Source organism: Streptomyces sp. ME19-01-6 (assembly GCF_033793745.1).
In the GTDB taxonomy this organism is placed as follows: domain Bacteria; phylum Actinomycetota; class Actinomycetes; order Streptomycetales; family Streptomycetaceae; genus Streptomyces.
Window position 1 is genome coordinate 299,589 of the sequence record NZ_JARAXF010000001.1, and the last position, 25,797, is coordinate 325,385.

28 protein-coding genes and 1 pseudogene are annotated in these 25,797 nt (G+C 71.7%); 12 read left to right on the forward strand and 17 right to left on the reverse strand.

Annotated elements, in window-relative coordinates:
* The first annotated feature begins 16 nt into the window (after nt 1-16).
* The gene (locus tag PV419_RS01330; protein WP_319685742.1) at nt 17-505 is read left to right on the forward strand and encodes a hypothetical protein; all 489 of its coding nucleotides are present in this window, start codon (nt 17-19) and stop codon (nt 503-505) included.
* 165 nt (nt 506-670) lie between these two features.
* On the opposite strand, the gene PV419_RS01335 is transcribed toward PV419_RS01330, so the two are convergent.
* Entirely contained in the window at nt 671-1,237 is a 567-nt protein-coding gene (locus tag PV419_RS01335; RefSeq protein ID WP_319685743.1) for a superoxide dismutase, read from the reverse strand.
* 264 nt (nt 1,238-1,501) lie between these two features.
* A complete protein-coding gene (locus PV419_RS01340) occupies nt 1,502-2,416 on the reverse strand; it encodes an MBL fold metallo-hydrolase (protein ID WP_319685744.1) in 915 nt (304 codons plus the stop codon).
* A 101-nt stretch (nt 2,417-2,517) separates the two neighbouring features.
* On the opposite strand from PV419_RS01340, the gene PV419_RS01345 reads away from it, so the two are divergent.
* Both PV419_RS01345 and PV419_RS01350 read left to right on the forward strand, forming a co-directional pair.
* Nucleotides 2,518-3,477, forward strand: coding sequence for an AraC family transcriptional regulator (locus PV419_RS01345; protein WP_319685745.1), 960 nt, complete (start codon nt 2,518-2,520; stop codon nt 3,475-3,477).
* Nucleotides 3,478-3,874: 397 nt separating this feature from the next.
* Nucleotides 3,875-4,948, forward strand: coding sequence for a helix-turn-helix domain-containing protein (locus tag PV419_RS01350; RefSeq protein ID WP_319685746.1), 1,074 nt, complete (start codon nt 3,875-3,877; stop codon nt 4,946-4,948).
* Here the strand turns inward: PV419_RS01350 and PV419_RS01355 are convergent.
* From PV419_RS01355 to PV419_RS01400, 10 genes are all read right to left on the reverse strand, one after another.
* Nucleotides 4,906-5,802: a carbohydrate ABC transporter permease gene (locus PV419_RS01355; RefSeq protein ID WP_319685747.1), complete on the reverse strand. Its 897-nt coding sequence runs from the start codon at nt 5,800-5,802 to the stop codon at nt 4,906-4,908. The two genes, PV419_RS01350 and PV419_RS01355, sit on opposite strands and share 43 nt — an antisense overlap.
* 5 nt (nt 5,803-5,807) lie before the next feature.
* Nucleotides 5,808-6,788 (reverse strand): sugar ABC transporter permease, encoded by a 981-nt coding sequence (locus PV419_RS01360; RefSeq protein WP_319685748.1) that lies wholly within the window; start codon nt 6,786-6,788, stop codon nt 5,808-5,810.
* Nucleotides 6,789-6,796: 8 nt separating this feature from the next.
* Complete coding sequence (locus tag PV419_RS01365; RefSeq protein ID WP_319685749.1) at nt 6,797-8,071, reverse strand: sugar ABC transporter substrate-binding protein; 1,275 nt, start codon at nt 8,069-8,071, stop codon at nt 6,797-6,799.
* Nucleotides 8,072-8,184: 113 nt separating this feature from the next.
* Entirely contained in the window at nt 8,185-9,426 is a 1,242-nt protein-coding gene (gene pcaC / locus PV419_RS01370; protein WP_319685750.1) for a 4-carboxymuconolactone decarboxylase, read from the reverse strand.
* Between the two features lie 182 nt (nt 9,427-9,608).
* A complete protein-coding gene (locus PV419_RS01375) occupies nt 9,609-11,171 on the reverse strand; it encodes a lyase family protein (RefSeq protein ID WP_319686191.1) in 1,563 nt (520 codons plus the stop codon).
* Between the two features lie 106 nt (nt 11,172-11,277).
* On the reverse strand, nt 11,278-11,889 hold the full coding sequence (gene pcaG / locus PV419_RS01380) for a protocatechuate 3,4-dioxygenase subunit alpha (protein WP_319685751.1): 612 nt from the start codon (nt 11,887-11,889) through the stop codon (nt 11,278-11,280).
* The gene (gene pcaH, locus PV419_RS01385; protein ID WP_319685752.1) at nt 11,889-12,680 is read right to left on the reverse strand and encodes a protocatechuate 3,4-dioxygenase subunit beta; all 792 of its coding nucleotides are present in this window, start codon (nt 12,678-12,680) and stop codon (nt 11,889-11,891) included. Before pcaH ends, pcaG begins: the two co-directional genes overlap by 1 nt.
* A gap of 11 nt (nt 12,681-12,691) precedes the next feature.
* The gene (locus PV419_RS01390; RefSeq protein ID WP_319685753.1) at nt 12,692-13,912 is read right to left on the reverse strand and encodes a thiolase family protein; all 1,221 of its coding nucleotides are present in this window, start codon (nt 13,910-13,912) and stop codon (nt 12,692-12,694) included.
* Complete coding sequence (locus tag PV419_RS01395) at nt 13,912-14,721, reverse strand: CoA-transferase subunit beta (RefSeq protein WP_319685754.1); 810 nt, start codon at nt 14,719-14,721, stop codon at nt 13,912-13,914. Before PV419_RS01395 ends, PV419_RS01390 begins: the two co-directional genes overlap by 1 nt.
* Entirely contained in the window at nt 14,721-15,557 is an 837-nt protein-coding gene (locus tag PV419_RS01400) for a CoA transferase subunit A (protein ID WP_319685755.1), read from the reverse strand. Before PV419_RS01400 ends, PV419_RS01395 begins: the two co-directional genes overlap by 1 nt.
* Before the next feature lie 207 nt (nt 15,558-15,764).
* Here PV419_RS01400 and PV419_RS01405 point away from each other — a divergent pair, with 207 nt between their 5' ends.
* Nucleotides 15,765-16,202: a MarR family winged helix-turn-helix transcriptional regulator gene (locus tag PV419_RS01405; protein ID WP_319685756.1), complete on the forward strand. Its 438-nt coding sequence runs from the start codon at nt 15,765-15,767 to the stop codon at nt 16,200-16,202.
* A 20-nt stretch (nt 16,203-16,222) separates the two neighbouring features.
* On the opposite strand, the gene PV419_RS01410 is transcribed toward PV419_RS01405, so the two are convergent.
* The gene (locus tag PV419_RS01410; RefSeq protein WP_319685757.1) at nt 16,223-17,032 is read right to left on the reverse strand and encodes an IclR family transcriptional regulator; all 810 of its coding nucleotides are present in this window, start codon (nt 17,030-17,032) and stop codon (nt 16,223-16,225) included.
* Between the two features lie 308 nt (nt 17,033-17,340).
* Here PV419_RS01410 and PV419_RS01415 point away from each other — a divergent pair, with 308 nt between their 5' ends.
* The 5 genes from PV419_RS01415 (at nt 17,341) to aroQ (ending at nt 21,437) form a co-directional block, all read left to right on the forward strand.
* Entirely contained in the window at nt 17,341-18,342 is a 1,002-nt protein-coding gene (locus PV419_RS01415; RefSeq protein WP_319685758.1) for a zinc-dependent alcohol dehydrogenase, read from the forward strand.
* Complete coding sequence (locus tag PV419_RS01420) at nt 18,329-19,189, forward strand: sugar phosphate isomerase/epimerase family protein (RefSeq protein ID WP_319685759.1); 861 nt, start codon at nt 18,329-18,331, stop codon at nt 19,187-19,189. Before PV419_RS01415 ends, PV419_RS01420 begins: the two co-directional genes overlap by 14 nt.
* A gap of 52 nt (nt 19,190-19,241) precedes the next feature.
* A complete protein-coding gene (locus PV419_RS01425) occupies nt 19,242-20,603 on the forward strand; it encodes an MFS transporter (RefSeq protein WP_319685760.1) in 1,362 nt (453 codons plus the stop codon).
* A 151-nt stretch (nt 20,604-20,754) separates the two neighbouring features.
* The gene (locus tag PV419_RS01430) at nt 20,755-20,964 is read left to right on the forward strand and encodes a hypothetical protein (protein WP_319685761.1); all 210 of its coding nucleotides are present in this window, start codon (nt 20,755-20,757) and stop codon (nt 20,962-20,964) included.
* Between the two features lie 2 nt (nt 20,965-20,966).
* A complete protein-coding gene (gene aroQ, locus PV419_RS01435; protein WP_319685762.1) occupies nt 20,967-21,437 on the forward strand; it encodes a type II 3-dehydroquinate dehydratase in 471 nt (156 codons plus the stop codon).
* A gap of 19 nt (nt 21,438-21,456) precedes the next feature.
* On the opposite strand, the pseudogene PV419_RS53095 reads toward aroQ, so the two are convergent.
* A pseudogene (locus PV419_RS53095) lies at nt 21,457-21,567 on the reverse strand (transcriptional regulator); the annotation flags it as partial.
* A gap of 59 nt (nt 21,568-21,626) precedes the next feature.
* Nucleotides 21,627-22,556 carry an oxidoreductase gene (locus PV419_RS01440; protein ID WP_319685763.1) on the reverse strand — a complete coding sequence of 310 codons (930 nt, stop codon included), beginning with the start codon at nt 22,554-22,556 and terminating at the stop codon, nt 21,627-21,629.
* Nucleotides 22,557-22,730: 174 nt separating this feature from the next.
* Between PV419_RS01440 and PV419_RS01445 the strand changes: the two genes are divergently transcribed.
* Nucleotides 22,731-23,711, forward strand: coding sequence for a hypothetical protein (locus PV419_RS01445; RefSeq protein WP_319685764.1), 981 nt, complete (start codon nt 22,731-22,733; stop codon nt 23,709-23,711).
* Between the two features lie 121 nt (nt 23,712-23,832).
* Here the strand turns inward: PV419_RS01445 and PV419_RS01450 are convergent, their stop codons facing one another.
* Together PV419_RS01450 and PV419_RS01455 are read right to left on the reverse strand one after the other, a co-directional pair.
* Nucleotides 23,833-24,567, reverse strand: a complete 735-nt coding sequence (locus PV419_RS01450; protein ID WP_319685765.1) for a dienelactone hydrolase family protein — start codon at nt 24,565-24,567, stop codon at nt 23,833-23,835.
* Nucleotides 24,568-24,760: 193 nt separating this feature from the next.
* Nucleotides 24,761-24,964, reverse strand: coding sequence for a hypothetical protein (locus tag PV419_RS01455; RefSeq protein ID WP_319685766.1), 204 nt, complete (start codon nt 24,962-24,964; stop codon nt 24,761-24,763).
* 131 nt (nt 24,965-25,095) lie between these two features.
* Between PV419_RS01455 and PV419_RS01460 the strand changes: the two genes are divergently transcribed.
* Nucleotides 25,096-25,371 carry a hypothetical protein gene (locus PV419_RS01460; protein ID WP_319686216.1) on the forward strand — a complete coding sequence of 92 codons (276 nt, stop codon included), beginning with the start codon at nt 25,096-25,098 and terminating at the stop codon, nt 25,369-25,371.
* On the forward strand, nt 25,326-25,667 hold the full coding sequence (locus tag PV419_RS01465; RefSeq protein WP_319685767.1) for a Scr1 family TA system antitoxin-like transcriptional regulator: 342 nt from the start codon (nt 25,326-25,328) through the stop codon (nt 25,665-25,667). The genes PV419_RS01460 and PV419_RS01465 overlap by 46 nt, the downstream gene beginning before the upstream one ends.
* Nucleotides 25,668-25,797 lie beyond the last annotated feature (130 nt).

Consider the following 25,797-nt stretch of genomic DNA (forward strand, 5'->3'; position numbering starts at 1 on the left):
GGAAGGCAACGCTCCGATGACGACGATCGCTGTGACCGGGCACATGGACCTCACCGACGAGTCGGTGCCGTTGGTGCGCGCCGAGCTGGACAAGACCCTCGCCGCCTACGATTCCGCCAGCCTGGTCGGTGTGTCATGCATCGCGAAGGGCAGTGACAGTCTGTTCGCCGAGGCGGTCCTGGCGGCTGGCGGGAGCCTGATCGTGGTGATTCCGTCGCAGGACTACCGGCGGGCCAAAGTGAAGCCGGACCACGCCGAGACCTTCGACCGACTTGTGCAGGCAGCGGACGAGGTTCTGGTGATGCCCCATGAGACGGCGAATCGGCAGGCGTACGAAGCGGCGAACGCCGTGCTGCTGGAGAGGGCAGATCGTCTGGTAGCTGTGTGGAACGGGCAGCCACCGGGAGGTAAGGGTGGTGGCACCGCCGACGTGGTGTACGAAGCCCGTGAGGCAGGCGTCCCCGTGGATGTCGTCTGGCCGGAAGGGGCATCCCGCCGGGCATGACGAAAGTTCCCTCGCCCGGGACGCCGCAGCCGAGAGACACTCAGAACGGTACTCGCGGTCAACTCGGTCGGCGGCCCGGAAAGCCGTGGCTTCCCGGCCCGCCGGGCGCGGCCGTGATGCTGGTCAGGCGCCGGTTGCTGCCGTGTAGCGGGCGGCGACATCCTCCTAGCTGACCAGGTCCCAGAGCTTGGTGACGTAGTCGGGGCGGACGTTCTTGTACTGCAAGTAGTAGGCGTGCTCCCAGGCATCGAAGACCAGAAGGGGGGTAGTGCCCTGGCCCACGTTGCCGTGGTGGTCATAGACCTGCTCGACGATCAGCCGCTTGCCCAGGGGCTCCCAGGCGAGCACGCCCCAGCCTGAGCCCTGCACGGAGGTGGTGGCCACGGTGAGCTGCTTCTTGAACGCGTCAAAGCCGCCCAAGTGCTCGTCGATCGCAGTGGCCAGCGCTCCGTCGGGGCGGTCGCCGCCGTTCGGGGAGAGGTTCTGCCAGAAGATCGAGTGCAGGACGTGCCCGGAGAGGTTGAAGGCGAAGGTCTTCTCCAGGCCGACGAGGCCGGTGGGGGTGATCTGGTCCTTGTCGCGGACCTCCGCGATCTGCTCCAGGGTGTCGTTGGCTCCCTTGACGTAGGCGGCGTGGTGCTTGGCGTGGTGCAGCTCCAGGATTTCCGGCGTGATGGCCGGGGCGAGCGCTGAGTAGTCGTAGGGCAGGTCGGGAAGTGCGTAGGTGCCCATCAGGCAGGTCCCCTCTCCGTGTGGTGATCGTCCAGGGAACAGCCTATGCCTCTATTGCACGTCACTTGCAACAACTATCTCTATGCATCAGCATGAGATGTGACGGGGTCGGCCCGTCAGCTTTCGGGGGCGCGGCATCCGACGTGGTGCTGTTCCTTCCCGAGGGGTGATCGTCTTCTCACCCGGCGCCCGCCGGACCCGGCCGGCCCCGCTCTGTGGCGCCGACGTCACCCATCACATGCCGGTGGGCCTCGGCCGCCAGTCCTACCGCGTTCCGCAGGCAGCCCACCGCTCAAGAGCGAACCCACCACCCTCCCGCCGGACCTCCACGGCGCCCGCCCCGCCGAAGTGCGCGGGGACGACCAGCTCCCGTTCGGCGGCGGCCCGTTCGAGGATCCGGCGGCGGCTGGTCACCGCTTGCTCCGGGTCGAGGCAGAAGCAGCTGTTGAAGGAGGGATGGAGAATCTGCACCGGGCTGTGCAGCAGATCGCCGACGAACACCGCCCGGTCGCTGCCGGACGCGAGCCGCAGCACGGACGAGCCGGGTGTGTGGCCGGGCGCGGACTCCAGGGTGAGGTGTTGGTCGATGCGGTAGGAGCCGTCCCACAGCACGACCTGACCGGCCCGGTGGACGGGCGCGATGCTGTCCTCGTAGATCAGCCGGTCGTCCTCGCGCAGGCCGTCGCCGTACGCGTGGTCCGGGCCGAAGTGGTGGTCGTCGGCCGCCGGGATGAGGTACTGGGCGTGGGGAAAGGTCGGCACCCATTCCCCGTCGATGCCCATGGTGTTCCAGCCGACATGATCGCCGTGGACATGGGTGTTGACCACGACGTCGATGTCCTGCGGGCGGACCCCGGCCCGCGCCAGGCGGCCGAGGAAATCACCCTGCCAGTGGTGGAACCGCGGCGAACTGGGCCGCTCTCGCCCGTTGCCCACCGAGGTGTCGATCAGGACGGTCCGCCCGCCGCTGCGCAGCACCCAGCTCTGCAGCGCGACCACCGCCGTGTCGCTGTCCGGATCCCAGTGGTCCGGCGCCAGCCACTCCTCGTTGTCCTTCCACACCTCGGCGGCCGACTCCGGGACGAGGCCGCGGGCGGGTGCGAACGCCCCCTGCCACTCGGTGACCCGGATGACCTCGACATCGCCCAGCACGATGCTCTGCACGCTCTCGCTCTTCATGTCCTCAAACCTAGAAAGAGCAATTGAGCCTCTCAATGCTCACCAAGGCACAGTTGAATACGCATCCGTCTCACACTTGAGTCCGTCGATACCCTGGCCCGATGGATGTGGTGAGCGACGCGATCTCGACCGTGCGCCTGGGGCGGCCCTCCTCCAGCCGGGTGCGCGTGAGCGGGAGTTGGTGCGCGCGGCTCTCCCCGTATGACGGCGCGGGCTTCCACGTCGTACTGGAGGGCGGCTGCTGGCTGCTGCCCGACGGCGGCGCTCCGGTCTCGCTCGGTGCGGGTGACGCCGTGCTGCTGCCACACGGCACGGGACATGTGATCGCCGACTCTCCCGTCGACGCGGTGGCCGTGGAGCGGGCGGTGCCGTTCGAGCGGTGGCTGGACGGGACGGGACCGCGCCGGCCGGCGGCCGGCTGGGGCGAGGTGGCGGGCGAGGTGGAGATGGTGTGCGGCAAGTACCGGCTCGACCACAGTCGCGTGCACCCGCTCATGGCGGAACTGCCCGAGGTCGTCCACCTGCCGAACCGAGTGGGCAGCCACCCCGAACTCCGCGCCGTCATCGACCTGCTGGGCCGCGAGCTGGGTGGACAGCGGCCCGGCTCCTGCATGGCGGTCCCCAGCCTGCTCGATCTCTTCTTCGTCTACGTGCTCCGTTCCTGGATGGCCGAGGGCGCGGCCGGAGCCTGGCCGGCGGTTCTGGGCGACCCGGTGCTGGCCGCCGCCCTGCGGGCGCTGCACTCCGACCCGTCCGCCCCGTGGACCAACGACCGACTGGCCACCGAGGCGGGCGTCTCGCGCCCCACCCTGGCCCGCCGGTTCACCGCCCTGGTCGGCCGCCCTCCGATGGCGTACCTCGCCTGGTGGCGCCTGACCCTCGCCGCCACCCTGCTCCGCGACACGCCGGATCCCCTGGCCGCCATCGCCCGTCGGGTCGGCTACGCCACCCCGTACGCCCTCTCCCACGCCTTCAGCCGGGAGTTCGGGACCAGCCCCGGGCGGTACCGGGCGGAGGCCGCGGGGCGAGCGGCGACCGAAGACCTGTCCGAAGAGCCCTGAGGCGTCGCCCGGGCAGTGCTGGATGGGCCACCTGGCAGGGCGGGCGAGGGGGCGGCCACCTGGCCGGGCGCCGCCCCCTCTCACTCCCCCCACGGGAGCTGTTGCCGCTCGCATCGGCTCGGGCGGCAACAGAAGTGCCCAGACGGCCGTAACACACTCGTCACCCCCCACGGGAACGAGCAAATCCGGTCGTGAGCACCGCCTGTTGAATTGCGGACGTCCCTCCGGGGGCCTTTCCCGGTGGCCGCGCTTTTCAACGAGGAACAGCATTCCGGCCCTGCCCGACCCACCGCGCCCCGTTTCAACTCTGGCCAAAAGGGCGTGGTCACTGACGGTGGCACCGTGCATACTTTTCCGTGGTCGGGGGCGATCACGGGTGTCACTCGGTGGGGGTCCAGTGCTGCGTGTGCATTTCGGCGAGCTCGATCTGGCCCGGCTGCGGATGGCGCTCCGCCCGGACGCGCTGTGGGAAACGGTTTTGAGTTTCCACCGGCTGCGGGAGCACCGGGCCGCGACCGTATACGGAGAATGGCGTTCACTGGCGCGAAATAGGTTGAACGGTGAAGCGCGGCTGCTTGCGCCGCTCATTCCCTCACGCGGCTATTTCCCCGACTTCCTGACCCCCGCCGAGGGCGGAATGGGCTGGGACAGCGGCATGGAGTCGCTGCGCGCCACCTCACCGGCCCGGCTGCACACCGAGATCTCCCGCCTCCCGGCGGCCCGCCTCCCCGGCTGGATACGTGACCTCGGTCAGGGTGAGCGGCGGTCGCTGGACCGCCTGACCAGCGCGCTGACCTCCTACCACCAGGCCGCCATCGCCCCGTACTGGCCGCGTCTGCAGGCCCGTATCGAGGCCGACCGCGCCGTGCGGGGCCGTGCCCTGCTGGACGGGGGCGCCGACGGGCTGCTGGCGTCCCTGCCACCCACGATGCGCTGGCGGCCGCCGGTCCTGGAGGTCGACTACCCCGTCGACCGCGACCTGGAGCTCGGCGGGCGGGGGCTGCTGCTCCAGCCGTCCTTCTTCTGTCGAAGAACCCCGGTCACCCTCTACGACCCCGACCTCAGACCCGTGCTGGTCTACCCGGTCGAGCACGCCCCGCGCCCCGTGCCGCCCAGCCCCCCGGCCCGTCCCGCCACGGCCCCCCGCACCTGGCCCGTACCGATTTCCGGCCCCGCCCCCGCCCCGGGCGCAGCCCAGTCGCTGAGCAAACTCGTCGGACAGACCCGATCCGCCGTGCTGCAGGGGGTCGGCGGCGGCTGCACCACCAGCGAACTCGCCCGCCGCGTCGGCGTGTCGATCGCCTCTGCCAGCCAGCACGCCAGCGTGCTGCGCGACGCCGGCCTGGTGCTCACCCTCCGCCGGGGCAGCGCCGTACTGCACACCCTGACCCCGCTGGGCGCCGCCCTCCTGCGCGGCGGCGCCCCCGCTCAGTCGTCGATGCCCGAGCGCTCCACCCCCGCCACGATGTAGCGCTGCAGGAAGAGGAAGACCACCAGCAGCGGCAGAATCGAGACGGCCGCCGCGACGAACAGCTCGTGGATGTTGACGGTCTGGGCGGTGGTGAACGTCGACAGGGCGACCTGGACGGTCCACGCCTCCCGGTCCTGGCCGATGACCAGCGGCCACAGGAAGGAATTCCAGGCGCCGATGAAGACGATCGTGCCGACGGCGGCGAACACCGGCCGTGAGTTGGGCACCACGACCCGCCAGTACGTGTGCCAGTAGCCGAGCCCGTCCACCCGCGCCGCGTCCTCCAGCTCCCGGGGAAACCCCAGGAAGTACTGGCGGAAGACGAACGCCGCGAACGCGCTGAAGAGCGTCGGCACCACCAGCCCGCGCAGCGTGGACACCCAGCCCAGCGAGGACACCAGGACGAAGGTCGGCACGAAGGTGACGGCCGCCGGGACCATGAGCGTGCCCAGGATCCAGTAGAAGACCACGTTCGCGTAGCGGTACGGGATCCGGGCCAGGCCGTACCCCGCGAGCGAGGCCAGCAGCAGCGTGCCCAGCGTCGTCGCCACCGCGATCAGCGAGGAGTTGAGCAGCGCATGCGCCATCGGCACATTCGGGTCGTCGAACAGCTCGCCGATGTTGGACCACCGCAGCTCGCTCGGGAAGAACGTCCACTCGGCGGAGGTGATGTCCGCCTCGCGCGACAGCCCGTTGCGCACCAGCAGATAGAACGGGATCAGGAAGAGCAGCGCCAGCGCGATCAGCAGGACGAGCCGCAGCGCGCGGCCCACGCGTACGAGGGGTTCGCGTACGAGGGGGTCGCGTGCTCGACGGTCACGGGTCAGGGGCTCGCGTACGTGAGGCTCCCGCATTCCGGTCAGTCCTCCTTCCGGCCGAGCCCGAACCAGCGGGCCTGCGCCACCGTCACCACCGCGATGATCAGCGCCAGGATCACCGCGCCCGCGCTGCCGAGCCCCAGGTTCTGCCCCTGCCCCAGCGCCGTGTAGTACAGGTAGACCAGCGGCGGACGGGCATACGGCGGATAGCCGCGCGAATCCGAGAGCAGGTTGTAGAACTCGTCGAACGCCTGGAACGCGTTGATGACCAGCAGCAGCGTCACCGCGATCGACGTCGCCCGCAGCTGCGGGAAGGTGATGTACCGGAAGACCTGCCACCCCGGCCGCGCCCCGTCCACGGCCGCCGCCTCGTACAGGCCGCGCGGAATGCGCTGCAGCCCGGCCAGGAACAGCACCATGTAGAAGCCCGCCTGCAGCCACAGCCGTACGGTCACGATGACCAGCCAGTACCAGGGCGGGTCGGTCGTCGACAGCCAGGCGATCTGATCCGCGCCGAACCAGCCGAGCACGGTGTTGGCCAGCCCGAACCGCACCCCGTTGAAGATCGACATCTTCCAGATCAGCGCCGCCACGACGTACGAACACGCCACGGGGAGAAAGAACACCGACCGGAAGAACGCCTGCGCCCAGCGCAGCCTGTTGACCATCAGCGCGAGCGCGAGCGAGAGGACGTAGGTGGCCGGCACGATGAAGGCCGTGAACACCAGGAACGTGACGAGGCTGTCGGTGAAGGCGTCGTCCCCCAGCATCGCCGTGTAGTTGTCCAGGCCGACGAACTCGGTGGGCGAGACCGTGTTGTGCGCGTCGAAGAAGCTGAGGTAGACGCTCCACGCCAGCGGTACGTACGTGAACAGGCTGAGCCCGATCGCGAACGGGCCGACGAACACCCAGAACCACAGCGTGCGGTTCTGCTTGCCCAGCAGCCTGCGCCGCAGGGTGCGAGACGTGGCGGGCGCGGGCTGCCTGTCCTCAAGCGTGTGCGAAAGCGTGTCCTGCGCCATCGCGGGCGTCAGCTCTTCTTCTTCACGCGCCGCAGCTCCGCGCCCACCTTGCGCACCACGCTCCGCAGCTCCTGGTCCGCGCTCGCGCCGTCCTTGATGATCCGGCTGAGCGCGTCCTGGTAGGCGGTCCGGCTCGCCGGGGTCCACAGCAGCGGCTCGGCGAAGCCGTGGTCGGTGGCGTAGCGCACCGCGTCCCCGGCGGCGCCCTCGCGCAGCTTCTCGGCCTTCTTGGCGAGCGAGATCCGGGCCGGGATGTGGAAGCCGTACGACAGCGCGAAGTCCTCCTGATACTCCGTCTTGTCCACCCACAGCCACTTCACGAAGGCCTTCGCCGCCTCCTTGTGCTTCGCCTTGGAACTGACCGCCGCGCCGTACGCCCCGACCGGCACCGACGGCTGCCCCGCCGACCCGTCCTTCGGGAACGGCAGCACCCCGAAGTCGTCGCCCAGCTCCTTCTTGACCTGCGGCAACGCCCACAGGCCCGACCACTGCATGGCCGTAAGCCCCTGGAGGAACGCCGACGGATCCGACCAGTCCGAGGGCGCGCCGAGCAGCAGCGACTTGTCCGCGTACAGCCGGTGGATCTTCTCCAGCGCGCGGGCGGCGGCCGGGTCGTCGAAGCCGACCTCGCCGTCGTCGGTGACCAGCCGCAGCCCCGCGGCCTGCAGCGGGGTGCCGCCGAGTACCCCCGCGCCCCCGTCATTGCCCAGGAACAGCCCCTTGGTCTTCTTGTCCGTGAGCTCCTTCGCCGCGTCGACCAGCGCGTCCAGCGTCCGCGGCGGCTCCACGCCGGCGTCCTTCAGCAGGCTCTTGCGGTAGTAGAGCAGCTGCATGTCGATGACCTGCGGAATGCCCCAGATCTTGCCGTCGTACGTCTTGGGCGCCAGGACCGCCTGGTTGAAGTCGTCCTTGACGCCGTCGAGGAGGTCGGTCAGATCCTCCACCTGACCGCCCTGGATCTGATCCAGCGTCGGGCCGTTGGCCTCGAAGACGTCCGGGCCGGACGTGGTGAGCAGCGCGGCGGCCGTCTGCTGGTCGTAGTTCCCCGGCCGCCACTGCACCTCGACCTTGGCCTTGCCGGTCTTGCCGTACGCGGCGGCGTACCGCTTCACCGCCTGCTCGGTGCCGTCCTCGCCGTACTGGTGGTACCACTGCTTGATGACCGGCTTGCCGCCCGAGTCCTCCGACTCGCGCCCGGTGTTGGAGCCGCACGCGGCGGCCAGAACCCCCGTGAGAGCCAGGCTCCCGCCAGTGCTGAGCAGTCGTCTGCGGTTGATGGACATGCTGCGCCCCCTCGCGCTGTCGCTCCCTGTGACCGGATCGTGCAACCAACCACGGTACCGACCCGGTGATCAACCTTGGGGGTGTATTGCGACAGCGCTGTTGCGGCCGTATGTCAGCTTCCCCGGCCGACGTTTGACGACCCGTCGGTGCCGTCCATCTCGTCGAAGACCCGCTGGGCCGTGGCGAACGCGGAATTGGCCGCCGGGACGCCGCAGTAGACCGCGCTCTGTAGCAACACCTCGCCGATCTCCTCGCGGGTCAGGCCATTGGTGAGGGCGGCCCGTATGTGCATGGCCAGCTCCGCGTCGTGGCCGTGGGCGATGAGCGCGGTGAGGGTGATACAGCTGCGGGTGCGGCGGTCCAGGGCGTCGCCGGTCCAGATCTCGCCCCAGGCGTAGCGGGTGATGAAATCCTGGAACCGGGCGGTGAAGGGCGTCGTACGGGCGATCGCGCGGTCGACGTGGGCGTCGCCGAGGACGGCGCGGCGGACGGCGAATCCGGCGGCGCGGCGGGAGGCGTCGGTGCCGGTGCCGGTGCTGGTGTCGGCGTTGATGTCTGCCTCTGTGCCCGTACCCGCCCCTGCGGCGAAGTGCGCGAGCAGCGCGGCCGTGACCGGCTCCGGCCGCTCCACCCCCGCCAGATGCGCCGCCCCCGCCACCTCCAGCAGGCTCGCCCCCGGCACCGCGTCCGCGATCTCGCGGGCGTGCGCGGGCGGGGTGGCGGGGTCGTCGCGGCCCGCGACGGCGAGCGTGGGCACGCCCGCGACGGACGGCAGCGCGGCGCGCAGGTCGTACGAGGCGAGGGCGTCGCAGCAGGCCGCGTACCCCGCACGGTCACAGGCCCGCAGGTCCTCCAGCAGCGCGACGGCGCGCGGCGTGGCGGCGAAGCGGTGTGAGAACCACGTACCCGGGCGGCTCGCGACCATCGCCTCCGTACCCTCGGCCCGTACGAGCGCGGCCCGCTCGCGCCAGGCCGACGGGTCGCCGAAGCGGGCCGAGGAACAGATCACGGCGAGCGACTCCATCCGCTCCGGGTGGTGTGCGGCCAGGTGCAGACCGACCGCCCCGCCGATCGAGATCCCCGCGTACGCGAACCGCTCCCACCCCTGCGCGTCGGCGAGCCGCAGCACGAGGGCGGCGAGGTCGCCGACGGTGGCGCTGCCGTCGGAGGGCAGCAGCCCGGCGGGGGAGTGGCCGTGGCCGGGCAGATCCCAGCGCAGCACGCGGTGCGTGCGGGCGAGGGCGGGCAGTTGGGGTTCCCAGACGGCGAGCGAGGTGCCGACGGATGGGCCGAGGATGAGGGGCGGGGCGGTGGCGGGGCCGTCGAGGAGGTGGTGGGGCAGATCGTCGGTCATGGTCGGCGCTCCGGGCGGGGGTCGAGGGTGAGGGGTGAGGGTCCGGACGGGCTGGGCCGTGCCGGCGAAGCCGCGCCGGACCGGCCCGCGGCGTCTGGCGCGGGGCGCTTGCGCCCGGTGGCAGCCGGGGCCGCGGTACGGGTGTCGCGGGCCCGGCGGAACACCGTCGACATGGCCGGGGGTTACGCGTCGCCGGGTTGCGGGGAGCCGGGACCGCCGTCGAGGGCCGCGCGGCGGAGTGCCCGGTCGACGAGCGCGGCGGCGGAGCCGGTGTAGCGGGCCGGATCCGTCAGCTCCCGCAGCCGCGCCTCAAAGAGCACGCCCGCGAGCCCCGGTACCTCCGCCAGCGCCCCCTCCAGCGCCTCGGCCAGTGCGACGCCCTCCTCCCTCGCCCGCCGGGACGCCGCCGTCAGCAGCTCCTTCGCGCGCGAGCGGCCGACGAGAGGCGCGAGCGCGGCGGCGATCCGCTCGCTGACGATGAGGCCGTCGGTGAGCGCGAGGTGTTCACCCATCCGGCGCGGGAACACCCGCAGGCCCTCCGCCAGCTCGGCGGCCTCCCGCGCGGCCCCGCCCGCCAGCCGCAGCAGCTCGCGCAGCGGCTGCCACTCGGCGTGCCACGCCCCGGCGGGCCGCTCGTCCTCGGCGGCGAGCGAGCCGAGGAGCGTGGCGGCGAGCCCGGGCGCCTGCCGCGCGGCGGCGGCGATGAGCGTGGCGCGGACGGGGTTGCTCTTGTGCGGCATCGCGGACGAGCCGCCCCCGCTGCCCTCGGCGACCTCCCCGATCTCCGTCCGGGAGAGCACCAGGACATCCGCCGCGACCTTGCCCAGCGCACCGACGGCGAGGGCGAGCGCGGCCCCGAGGTCGGCCACGGGGGTACGCAGCGTGTGCCACGGCAGCGCGGGCTCGGCAAGCCCCAACTCGCCGGCGAACCGCGCCACAAGCCGCACACCGAGGTCGGCCCCCGCCCCGGCCGGTGTGCCGGCGTCGGTCGGGCCTGTCACGGTCGTGGGGGCTGCTGCTGGTGCGCCTGCCCGGGTCGTCGGGCCCGCTGTGCCCGGGGCGTCCGGCGTCGGGCCGCTGACCTCACCCGGGGTTCGGCCGCCGGCGTCGGCGGCCGGGTCCGTACGGGTCGGCGCCGCGGTGGCGGCTGCCACGGGGGCGGTGCCCCCGCCCCGCTCGGTGTTCGAACCCGTCGCCGACCACTCTCCGGGGGCCTCCGCCGGCGCGGCGAAGGCCGCCAACGTGCCTCCCGCGCCGCCCAGTTGGGCGGGTGGGCGCAATGAGGCGAGGCGGTCGTGGGCGTCCAGGGTCAGGGCGCGCCAGCCTGCTGCCTTCAGACCGAAGGTGGTGGGCACGGCGTGCTGGGTCAGGGTGCGGGCGGGCATGGGAGTGTCCCGGTGCGCGGTCGCGAGTCGGCCGAGTGCTGTGGCCGTACGGCCGAGGTCGGCCAGGATCAGCGGCAGGGCGCGGGCGGCGACCAGCATCGCGGCGGTGTCCAGGATGTCCTGGCTGGTCGCGCCGCGATGGACGTACGCGGCCGCCTCCGGGTCCGTACGGGCCACCGCCGCCGTCATCTCGGCGACCAGCGGGATGACCGGATTGCCCCCGGCGCGGGCTCGCACGGCGAGGTCCCGCACGTCGTACAGCTCGGCCCGGGCCACGCCCGCCACCGCCCCGGCGGCCGCGCCGGGCGCCTGTCCGAGCGCGGCCTGCGCCCGGGTGAGCGCGGTCTCCGCGTCCAGCATGGCCTGCAGGAAGGCGATGTCCCCGGTGGCCTCCTCGACGCCCGCCCCGGCCCGCACCGGCGACAGCAGACCGCTGTCGTCGGCGGAAGCAGGCGTGTCGTCGGGGCTAGACGAACTCAAGGAAAACCGTCTCTCCCTCGCCCTGCAGGCGGATGTCGAAGCGGTACGTCCCGGGCTGCGGCCCGGCCGTTGCCACCAGGGTCTCGCGGCGGGCCGGGGGCAGCGAGGCGAGGAATGGGTCGGCGGCGTTGGCGGCGGCGTTTTCGGGGAGGTAGACGCGGGTGAAGAGGTGGTGCAGCAGGCCGCGGGCGTGGACGCAGACGCTGATGTAGGGGGCCGGGGAGGGGGCGCCCGGGGGGAGGGTGTGGGCGGTCCAGTGGCCGTCGGCGTCGGTGGGGATCCGGCCGAAGCCGGTGAAGTCCACGCCGTTGCGGCCCGCGTGGCCGCCGGTGACCGGGTCGCGCCGCATCGAGCCTGGGGCGCCGGACAGGGAGCCGTCCGGGCCCGCCTGCCAGAGTTCGATCAGGGCGTCGGGGACGGGTGCGCCCGCGCCGTCGTAGACGTATCCGTGCAGGGTGATCGCGTCCGCGCGCCCCACCGGGGCCATGTCGCCGCCGCCGGGGAAGGGCAGTGCGTAGCCGTAGAAGGGCCCGACGGTGTGCGAGGGGGTGGGGGGCAGGCCGGGGGCGGGGGCGGGGGGTACGGGCTGCGTGGACATCAGCGGCCTTCCTCCATCCAGGTGGCGGACGGCCCGTCGAGGACGATGTCCCAGCGGTAGCCGAGTGACCATTCGGGCTGGGAGAGCGCGTGGTCGTACGTCGCGACCAGCCGCTGCCGGGCCCGCTCGTCGGTGACCGACTGCAGGATCGGGTCGTAGGCGAAGAGCGGGTCGCCGGGGAAGTACATCTGGGTGACCAGGCGCTGGGTGAACGCCGTCCCGAAGAGGGAGAAGTGGATGTGCGCGGGCCGCCACGCGTTGACGTGGTTGCGCCACGGATAGGCACCCGGCTTGATCGTGGTGAAGCTGTAGCTGCCGTCGTCGCCGGTGAGGGTGCGCCCGACGCCGGTGAAGTTGGGGTCGAGCGGGGCGGGGTGCTGGTCGCGCAGATGGGCGTAGCGGCCCGAGGCGTTGGCCTGCCACAGCTCGATGAGCTGGCCGCGCACCGGTCGGCCCCGGCTGTCGAGAAGCCGTCCGGAGACGGTGATGCGCTCGCCGAGGGGTTCGCCCTGGTGCTGGATGGTGAGGTCGTTGTCGGTCGCGGTGATGTCGGTGTGGCCGAAGACGGGCGTGTGCAGCTCGACGGTCTCCGGGTCGCCCTGGACGGTGACGAGCGGCTGCTCGGGGTGGCGCAGCAGGCTGCTGCGGTACGGCGGGAAGTCGCGCGGCGGATGGTGGGCGGCGGGCGCCCCGTCGGCGCGGGCCTTGTCGTACTCCTCGCGGATCGCCGTCAGTTCGCCGTCGATGTCGGACTGGGTGAGGGGTGGGGGTGTCTGGGACGTCTGGGACATCTGAGTCAGCGTTACCTTTCGAGTACGAGGGCGAGGCCCTGCCCGACGCCGATGCACAAGGTGGCCAGGCCCACCCCGGAGCCCGCCGCCGCGAGCTGGTGGGCGACGGCTCCGGCGAGCCGGGCGCCGGAGGCGCCGAGGGGGTGGCCGATGGCGATGGCGCCGCCGCGCGGGTTGAGGAGGGCGGGGTCCAGATCCGGCCACTCGGCGAGGCAGCCGAGCACCTGTGCGGCGAAGGCCTCGTTGAGCTCCAGGGTGGTCAGGTCGGCGAAGGTACGGCCGGCATTGGCGAGCGCGCGGTTCACGGCCTCGACCGGGCCGAGGCCGAAGTACTGCGGCTCGATGCCGGTGACGGCGGACGCGCCGATACGGGCCAGCGGCTCGCGCCCGGTGGCCCGCAGCCCTTCCTCGTCGACGAGCAGCAGCGCGGCCGCGCCGTCGTTCAGCGGCGAGGAGTTGCCGGCCGTGACCGTGCCGCCGTCCTTGCGGAAGGCGGGCTTCAGCTTGGCCAGGGATTCGAGGGATCCCGCGGCGGAGCCGCTATTGGACCCAGTGTCGCGGATCGTCTCGTCCCGTAGCAGGTCCACGCCCTCGTACGGCACGACCTCCGCGTCGTAGGCACCGTCCTTCCACGCCCGCACCGCCTTCTGGTGGCTGGCGAGCGCGTACGCGTCCTGCGCCTCGCGGGTGATGCCGTGTTTGTCGGCGATCAGCTCGGCACCCTCGCCGAGGGCGACGGTCCACTCGGGCGGCATGTCGGGGTTGGTCATGCGCCAGCCGAGGGTGGTGGAGTACAGCTGCTGGTGCCCGGCCGGGAAGGCCCGCTCCGGCTTGGGCAGCACCCAGGGGGCGCGGCTCATCGACTCCACGCCCCCGGCCAGCGCGATGTGCGCGTCGCCGACGGCGATGGCGCGGGCGGCCTGCAGCACGGCCTCCAGGCCCGAGGCGCACAGCCGGTTGACGGTCGCGCCGGGCACGGTGACGGGGAGCCCCGCCAGCAGGACGGCCATCCGGGCCACATCGCGGTTCTCCTCGCCCGCGCCGTTGGCGTTGCCGAAGTAGACGTCGTCGATGCGGGCCGGATCGAGGTCGGGGGTGCGGGCGAGGAGGGCGCGTACGGCATGGGCGGCCAGGTCGTCGGGGCGCGCCCCGGCCAGTGCGCCGCCGTACTTGCCGACGGGGGTGCGGACGGCGTCGACGATGTAGACCTCGCGCGGGGTGCCGTTGCTCATCACCGTGAGGCGTCCTTTCGGGTGTTCTCTCCAGCGTTCTTTCCAGCGTTCTTGAGCGCGCGGAGGGCGGCCAGCTCCTGCGGCGTCGGCGGCTCGGTCGCGCCGAGTTCGTCGCTCACCCGCAGCTCCCAGCCCGTGGCGGCCCGTACCTGCTCGACAGACACCCCCGGGTGCAGCTCGGTCAGCATCAGCTCCGCGGTCGCCGGGTCGGGGCGCAGCACGCCGAGGTCGGTGATGACGGCGACCGGGCCCGCGCCGGGCATGCCGAGCTTCTTGCGGTCGCCGGGGCCGCCGCCGTGGCCGAGGGTGGTCACGAAGTCGAGCTTCGGGACGAAGCTGCGGGTGGAGTGGCGCAGCACCATCAGCACCTTGCCGCAATTCGAGGCGATCTCGGGGGCGCCGCCCGCACCGGGCAACCGCCCTTCCGGCTTGTCCGGGCCGCGGTTCACGACGGTGGTGTTGATGTTGGCGTAGCGGTCGACCTGCGCCGCGCCCAGGAAGCCGACGTCGATCCGGCCGCCCTGCAGCCAGTAGTTGAACATCTCCGGCACCGGCACCACGGCGTCCGCGGTCTCCGCGAGCTCGCCGTCGCCGATGGACAGCGGCAGGCGGGTGGGCTTGGAGCCGATGGTGCCCGACTCGTAGATCAGGACCAGGTCCGGATTGACCGTGGCGCGGGCGAGGTTGGCGGCGGTGCTGGGCAGGCCGATGCCGACGAAGCAGGTCCTGGCGCCGGCGAGCGCGCGGGCGGCGTTGACCTCCATCAGCTCGTCGCGGGTGAAGCCGGCGCTGGTGGTGTTGTCGGCCATCACACGGCAACCTTCTCGTTGCTGCCGCTGTTGCTGCTGCGCACGTTCTCCTCAATCCATCGTGTGAACGCCTCGCGGTCGCGGGCGATCGGGTCCCAGGCCTGGTAGAAGGCGTTGTCCCGGACGGAGTAGCCGGTGGCGTACGAGGGGTGGGCGCCGCCGGGGACCTGGGCCACCGCGTCGATGACCCAGGTCGGCAGGACGACCCCGCCCGGCCGTGGTTCGAGCGTGTCGACGATCTCCTCCACGGTCACCAGGACCCGGTCGGCGGCGAGCGCCGCCTCCTTCTGCACGCCGGTCAGGCCCCACAGCTGGACGTTGCCGTTCCGGTCGGCCTGCTGGGCGTGGATGACGGTGACGTTTGGGTTCAGGGCCGCGACCGCGGCCAGCTCCTCGCCGGTGAAGGGGCATACGACGGTTGCGACCGTCTCCGTACGGGACGGGATGTCGCTTCCCCGGTAGCCGCGCAAGACGGCGAACGGCAGCTTGGACGCGCCCGCCACATAGCGGTTGGCCATGCCCGCGTGGCTGTGCTCATCCACCTCCAGGGGGCGCGGCCAGCCGTTCTCCACGGCGTCGCGGAAGCGGTGCAGCGAGCCGACGCCGGGGTTGCCGCCCCAGGAGAAGATCAGCTTGCGCACCAGTCCGGCGCCGATCAGCTGGTCGTAGATGACATCGGGGGTCATCCGGGCGAGGGTGAGGTCGGTGATGCCCTGACGGATGATCTCGTGCGCGGCGGCGTACGGAATCAGGTGGGTGAAGCCCTCCATCGCGAGGGTGTCCCCATCGTGGACAAGGTCCGCCACGGCGTCGTGCAGGCTTCGGATGTCGGCCATCGTCACTCCGCGGTGCTCGCACACTGGGGATCTGAGACCAGATGCTCAGTGTGCTGATTATTTTTGTCTTTCTCGCACGCTGTCATCGACCAGGGGGCTCAGTCAAGGGGGGGTCGGGAAGGAAAGGTCATGCTCGACAGGCGTGCCTCCGCACGGCAGAATTGTTCAGTGTACGAATGAAATGCGAGGGAAGAGGGACGACGGGGTATGGGCGCGGTCGATCTGAGCACTCACCCCGGGCATCTGGCCCGCCGACTGCAGCAGGCGCACTCCCTGCTGTGGGGCGCGATGGTCTCGGAGGAGACGACCTCGCCGCAGTTCGCGGTGCTCAACGCGCTCGTCGAGAAGCCGGACATCGACCAGCGCACCCTCAGCGAACATGTCCACCTCGACCGCTCCACCATCGCCGATGTCGTGGCCCGGCTGGACCGGCGCGGGCTGGTCGAGCGGGTGCGCGACCCGCGCGACGGGCGCCGCAACGTGCTCAAGCTGACGGACGACGGCGTCCGCGTCCACCGCAAGCTGGTGACGCGTACGGCGCGGATGAACAGGGTCTTCCTCGCGCCGCTGGACGAGGGGGAGCGGGAGACGCTGATGCGGCTGATCGCGCGGGTCGCGGACGCGGCGGAGGAGCTGCGGGCGTAGCTCGCCCCCGACAGCCCCGCCTATCCGCGCAGGCCGCCGAACCCCCCGTTCCCTCCCACCGTGCGGGCCGCCGCCGTCAGGGAGGTGACGAAGCGGGGCAGCCGCTCCGCCGTGAAGCGGGCCGACGGGCCGCCGAAGGACAGCGCCGCGACCACCTCGCCGCCCCGCGCCCGTACCGGGACGGCCACCGACGACAGCCCCTCCTCGTGCTCGCCGTGGCTGACCGCGTACCCGTTGCGCAGCGTCTCGGCCATCCCGTGGCGCAGCGTCGCGGTGTGGTCCGGGCCGTGCGGGGAGCGGCGGGCGACCCGGTCGAGCAGCGTGTCGTCCGCTCCGAGCAGCAGCACTTTGGACGGGCCGCCCGCCCACAGCGGCAGTTCGTCGCCGACCTGGACGACGTGGCGCAGCGCCTGCGGCCCCTCCTCCTGGGCGATGCAGATGCGGTGCACATCGCGCCGTACGTACAGGTGCACCGTCTCCCGGTGCTCGGCGGCCAGTTCGCGCAGCGCCCGGCGGGCGGGGGCGGGCAGCCGCCAGCCCTGGTCGGCCATGCGGACCCAGCGCAGGAAGGCGGGGCCCGCGGTGTAGCGGCCGTGTTCGTCCAGCCAGAGCAGGCCGTTGAGGCGCAGGGTCTGCAGGATCCGCAGCACGGTGGTCTTGGGCAGGCCGCTGGCGGTGACGATCTCGCGGAGAGACAGCGCGGGGCGGTGCTCGTTGAACAGCTCCAGGATGTCTATGGTCCGCTGGACCGTCCGCATACCCCGGGCCTCGCCGACTTCCTTGCCGTCCTTGTCGTCCCTGCCCGGGCTGCCCGTGCTGTCCTCGCTCATGCCGCCGCTCCTCGCCGTTCAGTCCGCTCGGCGGACCTGTCCGGGCCCGATGCGGACGCTCAGTATGGACCGAGGTCCGCTGCGCGGACCAGGGCCGGGGTGGGTTCGGGGTGGGGGTCAGCAAGGGCTTTCTGGCCGGTCAGGCCCGGATTTCCGGCCGGGTCGTTCCGTTTTACACCGCGGTTACTCGCCCGCAACCTCTTGTCGATGCTCAGCATACGTTCTATCGTCACCGGCACACGGACCCCAAGGTCCATTCAGCGGACCATCTCCCCCGTCCGCCCTCCCCTCCCCACGTAGGAGACACGGTGAAAGCAGCCGTCCTCACCGCTCCCCGCCGCCTTGAGACAGTCGACGACTGGCCGGAACCCGAGTGTGGCCCCCACGATGTCCTGGTCCGCCTCGAAGGCATGGGCGTCTGCGGTTCCGATCTGGCCGTCTTCGACGGCGACCGGGCCGTCCCGGCGCTGCCGTGGGTCGTCGGCCACGAGGGCTTCGGCCGGGTCGTCGCCGTCGGCGAGCGGGTCGTGGACCGTGCTGTGGGCCAGCGCGTGGTCGTCGAACCGAACTACGCCTGCCTCGACTGCCCCGCGTGCGACCGCGGCCTGACCTCCGCCTGCACCAAGCGCGCCATCGTCGGCATGAACGCGCCCGGTCTCCTCGCCGAACGGATCGCCGTCCCCGCCCCCTTCGCCCACCCCGTCCCCGACACCGCCGACCCCGCCGACCTCGCCTGCGCCGAGCCGTACACGGTGGCCCGTACCGCCGTGCGGCGCGGGGGAGCCGGGGCCGGGGACAAGACCCTGGTCGTCGGCGCGGGCGCGCAGGGCCTGCTGCTGTGCCAGGCGCTGCTGGCCATCGGCGTCCGCCCGGCCGTCGTGGAACCGCACCCCGGCCGCCTGGCGCACGCCGAGGCGCTCGGCGCCCGCGCGGCGGCCGACCGCGAGGGTGGCTTCCGTTACGTCTTCGAGTCCTCCGGGGTGGCTGCCGCGCTGGGCGCGGCCCTGGAGCGTACGGTCCCCGGCGCCACCGCCGTCCTCGTCGGGCTCGGCGCGGCGGGGCTGCCGCTCAGCGTCAACGAGCTGGTCCGCTCCCAGCTCACCCTGCGCGGCTCGCTCATCTACGACCACCCCGGTGACTTCACGGCCGCGCTGGCCGACATCACCTCCGGCGGGGTGCGGCCCGGCGCGGCGACCTGTGCCCGCTTCCCGCTGGAGCGTGCGCAGGAGGCGTTCGCCGGGGCCCGTGAGCGGGCCGGCAAGACCTGGATCTCCCTGGGCGACGGCGGTTGCTTCGATGACGGCGACTGACGTCCCCGGGCTCACCCTGTCCGCCCTGACCCTGCGCACCGCCACCTTCGGCGAGCGCGTCCGGGCCGCCGCGCGGGCCGGGTTCACCGGCATCGGCCTGGCCGTGCACCAGTACCGGCAGGCCCGCGCGGAGGGCTGGACCGACACCCGGATGGCGGCCCTGCTGTCCGAGTACGGTCTGCGGCTCACCGAGGTGGAACTGCTGCGCCACTGGGCGCGGCCACGGCGCTACGACGAGCGGCGGCGCAGCGAGGACGACACCGTCTTCCACATCGCGGAGACCTTCGGCGCCCGGCGCGTCAACGCCGGGATGTTCGATGAGCACCCGTACCAGGACCTCGTCGACGGGCTCCGGGCGGCCGCCGAGCGCGCCGAGCGGGCCGGGGCGGTGCTGGGGCTGGAGTTCATGCCGTTCTCCGGCATCCGCGATCTGGGCCTCGCGGCGCGTGTCGTCGCCGCCGTACGGTCTCCGCGCCCGACCGGCGCCGTCTCCCCCGGGCTGATCCTCGACGCGTGGCACCTCACCCGGGCCCGTACCCGCCCCGAGGAGATCGCGGCCCTGCCGCCCGGCGCCGTGGTGAGCGTCCAGCTCGACGACGTGCTGCCCACCCCGCTGTCCGACACCCTGCACGAAGCCCGCCACCAGCGGCAGCTGCCGGGGGAGGGAGCGGCCGACCTGACCGGTCTGCTGCGTCTGCTGCGCCGAGCCGGCGTACAGGCTCCCGTCTCGGTCGAGGTCCTCTCCGACGACCTCGACGCCCGCGCACCCGCGGAGACCGCCGCGCGCGCTTACCGGACCACGTGTCGCGTCCTTGCCACGGCCGCAGTGGCCACCCCCGCCGCCTGAGTTCCCGCTGCTGCCCCTCGGCCGAGTCCCCCGGCCGGGACAAGGAGTCTTCATGAGCACCACAAGCACCAACCCACCCGCCGACAACACCCCAGCCGCCCCACCCCTCCTCCCCGACAGCGCCCGCCCGGCCGTCAGCCGCGCCCGCTACGGCCTGCTCGCGTCGCTGTTCGTCATCACCGCGATCAACTACCTGGACCGTACGAACCTGTCGGTCGCCCTCCCGCACATCAAGGACGACTTCCACCTCAGCGCCACCGAACAGGGCGTGCTGCTCTCCTCCTTCGGCTGGGCGTATCTGCTGCTGCAGATCCCCACCGGGCGGCTCATCGACAAGGTCGGCGCCAAGCTGGCCTTCGGATACGCGCTGATCGGCTGGTCGCTGGCCACCGCGGCCATGGCGCTGACCCGCGGCTTCGGCTCGCTGATCGGCGTGCGCGTCGCGCTCGGCGCCTTCGAGGCCCCGGCCTTCCCGTCCAACAACCGGCTCGTCGTCAACTGGTTCCCCGGCCGCGAACGCGGGCGGGCCACCGCCACGTACACCGCCGGTGAGTACATCGGACTGGCGATCGCCGCCCCGGTGCTCTCCGTGCTCACCGTGCACTTCGGATGGCACTCGGTCTTCCTGGTGACCGGGGCCGTCGGGCTGCTCTTCTCCGTCGTCTGGTTCCGCCGGGTGTACGACCGGCCGGAGCAGAGCCCGCGGGTCAGCGCCGAGGAACTCGCCCACATCCGGCAGGCGGACGAGCAGGAGACGGCCGACGCCGCCGAGAAGGCCGCGGCGAGCGAGCCCACGGACATCTGGGCCGATCTGCGGGTGCTGCTCACCAACCGGCGGCTGTGGGGCATGTACATCGGGCAGTTCGCCAGCGCCTCCGTGCTGTTCTTCTTCCTCACCTGGTTCCCCAGCTATCTGGTGGAGGAGAAGGACATGGGCGTCATCAAGGCCGGGTTCTGGGCCTCCGCGCCGTATCTCGCGGCGCTGATCGGCACGCTGGTCGGCGGCGCCTGGTCGGACCGGATGCTCAACAGCGGCAAGTCCCGTACGTTCGCCCGCAAGGCACCCGTGATGATCGGCTTCGTGCTGGCTTCGATCATCGTCTGTGCGAACTTCACCGACTCCGTTCCGCTCGTGATCACCTTCATGTCGATCGCGTTCTTCGCCCAGGGGCTGATGCAGAACAGCTGGGCGCTGTTCTCGGACGCCGTCCCGCGCCGGCTCACCGGGACCGGCGGCGGCGTGTTCAACTTCATGGCCAACGCGGGCGGGGTGCTCACCCCGCTGGTGATCGGCATCATCGTCGACAGCACCGGATCCTTCGCCTGGGCGCTCGGCTACATCGGCATTGTGGTGGCCGTTGGGCTGCTGGCGTACGCGCTGCTCATCGACAAGGTGGAGCGCGTCGAGGCGTGATGGAGGGCCGCCCAGGCCGGTGTGTGCGGCGCCGTGCGGGGCCCGGCGCCGCACAGTCACAGTCGCAGCCGCAGCCGCAGCCGCAGCCGATCGTGATCCGCACAGCGGACCATCGGATCCGTTCAACGGTCCTCGGAGCTACCATGTCCGGGTGACCGTGACTCAACAGCCCCCCACCCCGGCCGACTGGTGGGTGACCGCGGACCAGTCGCTCACCCTCGCCGGCCGGCACACCGGCGCCGCCCACACCGCCCCCGATCTGCTCGCCACCCTCAGCGAGATCGCCGAGGCCCGCCGGGCCACCGCCCCCGCCCTCGAGGACGCCCGCCGTGCCCTCGACGAACGAATCGGACACGATTGACGATGACCGCACGCCCCCGCGTCCTGCTGCTGCACGGCCCCAACCTCAACCTCCTCGGCGAGCGCGACCCCGGCACATACGGGTCCACCACGCTCGAGCAGATCGAGGAGCGTACGGCTGCGCTGGGGCAGGAGCTGGGCGCCGAGGTGCGGTGCGCGCAGAGCAACAGCGAGGGCGTGCTCGTCGACCTCGTCCACCAGGCCCGCCACGACGACGGCATCATCTTCAACCCCGGCGCGTACGCGCACTACAGCTACGCGCTGCGCGACGCGGTGGACGCCGTGGCGGGCTTCGGCGTGCCCTGCATCGAGGTCCACATCTCCAATGTGCACGCCCGCGAGCCGTTCCGGCACACCTCGGTGACGGCGGCGGTGAGCCAGGGCTATCTCTGCGGCCACGGCGTCTTCGGCTACGAACTGGCGCTGCGCGCCGTGCTGAACCGCATCGAGGAGCGCCGTCGTAGCAACGGCTGACGGCGAGCAGGGCCTGGAGGTTGATGACACGGTGGGCCTCGGCGCTGAAGACGGCGGACTCGCGCAGGGTGTTCCAGGCGCGCATGTAGGTGGCGATGCTGTCGGCGTCGTTGATCCACAGCTCGGCGTGCAGCCCGCATCGCTTACGCCCCGAGATCCCCTGCCCCGACCGACGGTGAACGCGCGCCGTCAGCCCGCGAGCGCGTCGTACCGTACGCCCGTCAGCCGCTCCGACGCCGCCCACAGCCCCCGCCCCGCCTTGTCGTCCCGCGCCCACTTCGCGCGGGCCGAGCGGGTGGGGGTGCCGCGCCACATCTGGAAGGGCGGGCCGAAGAAGTCGTCCTGGTGCACGGCAGGGGCGGTGGCGGCGTAGAGGGTGGGGAGGGCGCCGTTGTCGGGGGTTTGGGCGAAGAAGCGGTTGCCGATTTCCATGAAGCGCTGGGTGCCGCGGCGGCCCTCCATCCTGGGGGCGGCGGTCTGGAGGTTGGTCGAGGCGTAGCCGGGGTGGGCTGCGGCGGCGGTCAGTTGGGCGTCGCAGGCGCGCAGGCGGCGGGAGAGCTCGTGGATGAAGAGGAGGTTGGCGGTCTTGGAGCGGGCGTAGGCGGCCCAACGCCCGTATTTGCGCTCCATGTTCAGGTCGCGCGGGTCGACCGTCCCCAGCATGTGCATAAAGCTGGAGAGGCTGACCACCCGCGCCCCCGGGCCCGCCTCCAGCAGCTTCGGCAGCAGGAGGCCGGTCAGCGCGAAGTGGCCCAGGTGGTTGACGCCGAACTGCATCTCGAAGCCGTCGACGGTCCTGCGGTGGGGGAGGGCCATAACGCCCGCGTTGTTGATCAGCAGGTCCAGCCGGTCGCCCTTGTACTCGGCCGCGAAGGCCCGTACGGACGTCAGGTCCGCCAGGTCCAGCGGCGCGACCCGCACATCCGCGCCCGGCGCCTGCGCCCGGATCCGCTCCGCGGCCCCGGCGCCGCGCGCCTCGCTGCGGCAGGCCAGCACCACCTGGGCGCCGTGGCGGGCGAGCTCGCGGGCGGTGATGTAGCCGATGCCGCTGTTGGCGCCGGTCACCACGGCGGTGCGGCCGGTCTGGTCGGGGATGTCGCTCGCGGTCCAGCCCTTCATCACGCGCTCCTTCGCGGTCGGTCGCGGCCTGTCGCCGTCTGTGCTACGCGCCGGTAGCCTTCGCCTCCGGCGACAGCCTAAGCGCGAGTCCGCCAAGGTGCGAGGTGAGAGCCGGTCGCGAACGGCGTGGTTAGGATGCCCGGCATGACGGGGAGCCGGTTGATCAAGAGCAGCATGATTCCATCCGAAGGAAACATCGACGACTTCGCCGTGGTCGATGTGAAGGGTCGGCCCCTGGCGGTGTGCGCCAGTCGCAGCGATGTATGGACGTGGGACCTGCTCAGCGATGAGTGGCTGAAGCGGCCACTGGCCGATTTCGACAACGGGTCGTACGGCATACCCGTCTACCCGGACTTCCAGCACGTAGACGTGAGCGTCGTCGAGGAGCGGGTGCTGTTCGCCGCGGGTGGGCAACACCAAGGGCCGGGCCTGTGGGACGTGATGAGCGGCGAGCTGCTCAATCCCCCACCGGAGTTTCGCAGCTGCGTTCACGCCCTGGCCCTGACATCAGTGGGCGGGCGCACCACCCTCGTGGCCGGTGCGTCCCTTCCCGAGGTGTGGGTGTGGGATCCGGCAAATCCCGAGATCGAGGCGTGGGGCCCGACGGCTGATGAGGACGCGGAGGAGCAGGAGCCGCGGGAGCTTCCCGGTCATTCCGGCGATATGAATCATCTCGTGGTGGGGCGGCTGCGCGGGCGTCCGGTGGTGGTGTCGGGCGGTGACGGCGACGTTCTGCTGTCGGATCTTGAGACTGAAGAGCTGGTCCACAAGTGGTCTGCCGACGGTTCGGTCCACGCCGTTGCCCTGTCCGAGGTCGGTGGCCGTCCTGTGGTGCCGACGGTGACCGATTCCGGCGAGATGCGGATCTGGGACGCGGTCGGTGGCGAGCCGTTCGGCCGTCTCTCCACGGGTCATACGGAGCGTACGCGCGCCTTGGCCACCGCTGTGGTCGGAGCCCGCACACTCGCGGTGACCGGCAGCGACGACGGGACGGCCCGGATCTGGGATCTCGCCGAGGGGCAGCAGATCGGGGCGCCGCTGGCCGGACACGAGGGCGAGATCTGGACCGTGGCGATCACACCAATGGACGGCCGCCACGTGGTGCTGACGGCAGGCCGCGGCGGCGTCGTACGCGTCTGGGATCTCTCGGCCTGACGTCCTTGCAAGAAGCGTGAGTTGCGGTGAGTACCGGACAGCGACACGCCATGGTGTCGGCGTGTCGCTGTCCGATACTCACCGCAAAGTCGCCGGCCTGGCCTGCGCCGGGCCGGGAGCCTCAGCTGTTGGCCAGGGTGCGGTCCAGGAGAGAGAGCAGTCGGTCCCAGTGGCGCTTCAGCCCGGAGGCGCTGAAGGCGTCGGTGTCGGACATGGTGAAGCCGTGGACGGTGCCGGGGTAGATCTCGGAGGTGTAGTCGACCTTCGCGGCGTCCAGGGCCCGGTTGAGCTCGCCCAGCTCCTCGGGCGTCAGGTCGCTTTCGGCGTGGCCGAAGTGGATTTGGGCGGTGATCTTGGCGAGGGCGTCCGGCCCGTCCGCGCCCACGGGGCCGTGGAATCCGGCGACGGCTGCCACCTGGCCGGGGTGGGCCGCGGCGGTGCGCACCGCCATGAGGCCGCCTATGCAGTAGCCGGTCACCGCGACCGGTCCGGCGCTGACCTCGGGCTGGGTGGTGAGGAACCTGAGGTAGGCGTCGGCGTCGCGCAGGACACGTTCGGCGGTGTGCGCCTCGATCAAGGGCATCACCTGGGCGATGACCGCAGGCCGGACCTCTTCTCCGATGTGCTCGGGAAGCTCGGTCAGCGGTGCCGGGCCGTGCCGGTAGAAGGGGTTGGGGACGAGCACGTAGTACCCGTGCCCGGCCAGTTCGCGGGCCATCTCCCGCAGCACGGGCCGGATGCCGAAGCCGTCCGCGTACATCAGCACCCCCGGGTGCCGATCGCCATGGTCGGGGAAGGCGGCGAAGGCGTCGGCCTGGCCGTCCGCGGTGGGAATCTGCAGCGTCTTCGTGGGCATGCATTCTCCTGTCGTGGTTGATGTGTCGAGCCTGTGATCAACACGACGGAGGCGGAGCCCGCGCAGCAGCGCCGGATCCTCGATCGAACAGCGGGCCCGCATTGGCCCGTACGGCGCTCAGCGGAGCACCGGGTCACCAATCCGTGTGTGGCGCGATGCCGTCCCGGTAGTCATGGCGCACAGCGTAACCCTCCTACGCGTCGTGGCGCGTCGGACCCGGGCGGGAGGCCGACGAAGGCGCGAGGCGTGGGGACCGGCACTCGAACCACACGTCCTTGCCGGTGGGCGTGGGCGCGGCGCCCCAGCGGTGGGCGGTGCTGGTGAGGATGAACATGCCGCGGCCGCTGTCGGTGTGCTTGTGGACGTTCGCCAGCACTTCGGTGGCGCAGAGCGCCACGGCGTCGATGAGGTCGTCGCGGCCCCAGAGCCGCAGGTGGGCGCAGATGACGCGGCGGAGGCGGGTCAGTATCTCCGGGGCGGCGCCAGATCGAGAACGGCAAGCGAGGCATCCGGCCGCTGGATCTGACGGTGCTGTTCAAGCTGTACGGGATCGAGGACGAGCGCCAGTGCGCGAGCCTCAGGCGGCTGGCGAAGGAGATCCACAAGGTCGACTGGTGGAGCAACCAGGGTCCGATGCTCCGCGACACGCTGAAGGACTGCCTCACGCTCGAAGCCGACTCCGAGGTGGTGCGCACATACGAGTCCGTGGTGATCCCGGGCTGCTTCAGACCGAGGCGTATACATGGCAGACGTTTTCCGTGCACCCGCCTCAGAGCGTGGAAATCCTGGTGGAGACGCGCATGAAGCGCAAGGAACTGCTGGAGCACCAGGCCGGCTTCTGCCTGCGAGCCGTCATCGACGTCCCAGCCCTGCACCGGATCGGCGGCTCGCCGGACGTGGTGCGCGGGCAGCTCGAACATCTTCAGCAGGTGGCGAAACGGCCCAACGTCAAGGTGCAGATCCTGCCACTCGATGCGGCTCTCCCGCATGATCAGCTCCCGCCGTTCACGATCTACCGTCAGCGGGGTGAACCCCCGGCGGACATCGTCTGTTGGAGCACATCACGGGTGGTAGCTTGCTCGAACAGCGGCAGGACGTGATGCGCTACGCCACCGCTTGGGACGAACTGACAGCCGCTGCGCTGTCTCCGGCCGCTTCGCAGCAGGCACTCTGCTCTTCCAGCCATCGGCCTGGCAGGCGTTCGTGGACGCCGTTCGGGGCGGCGAGCTC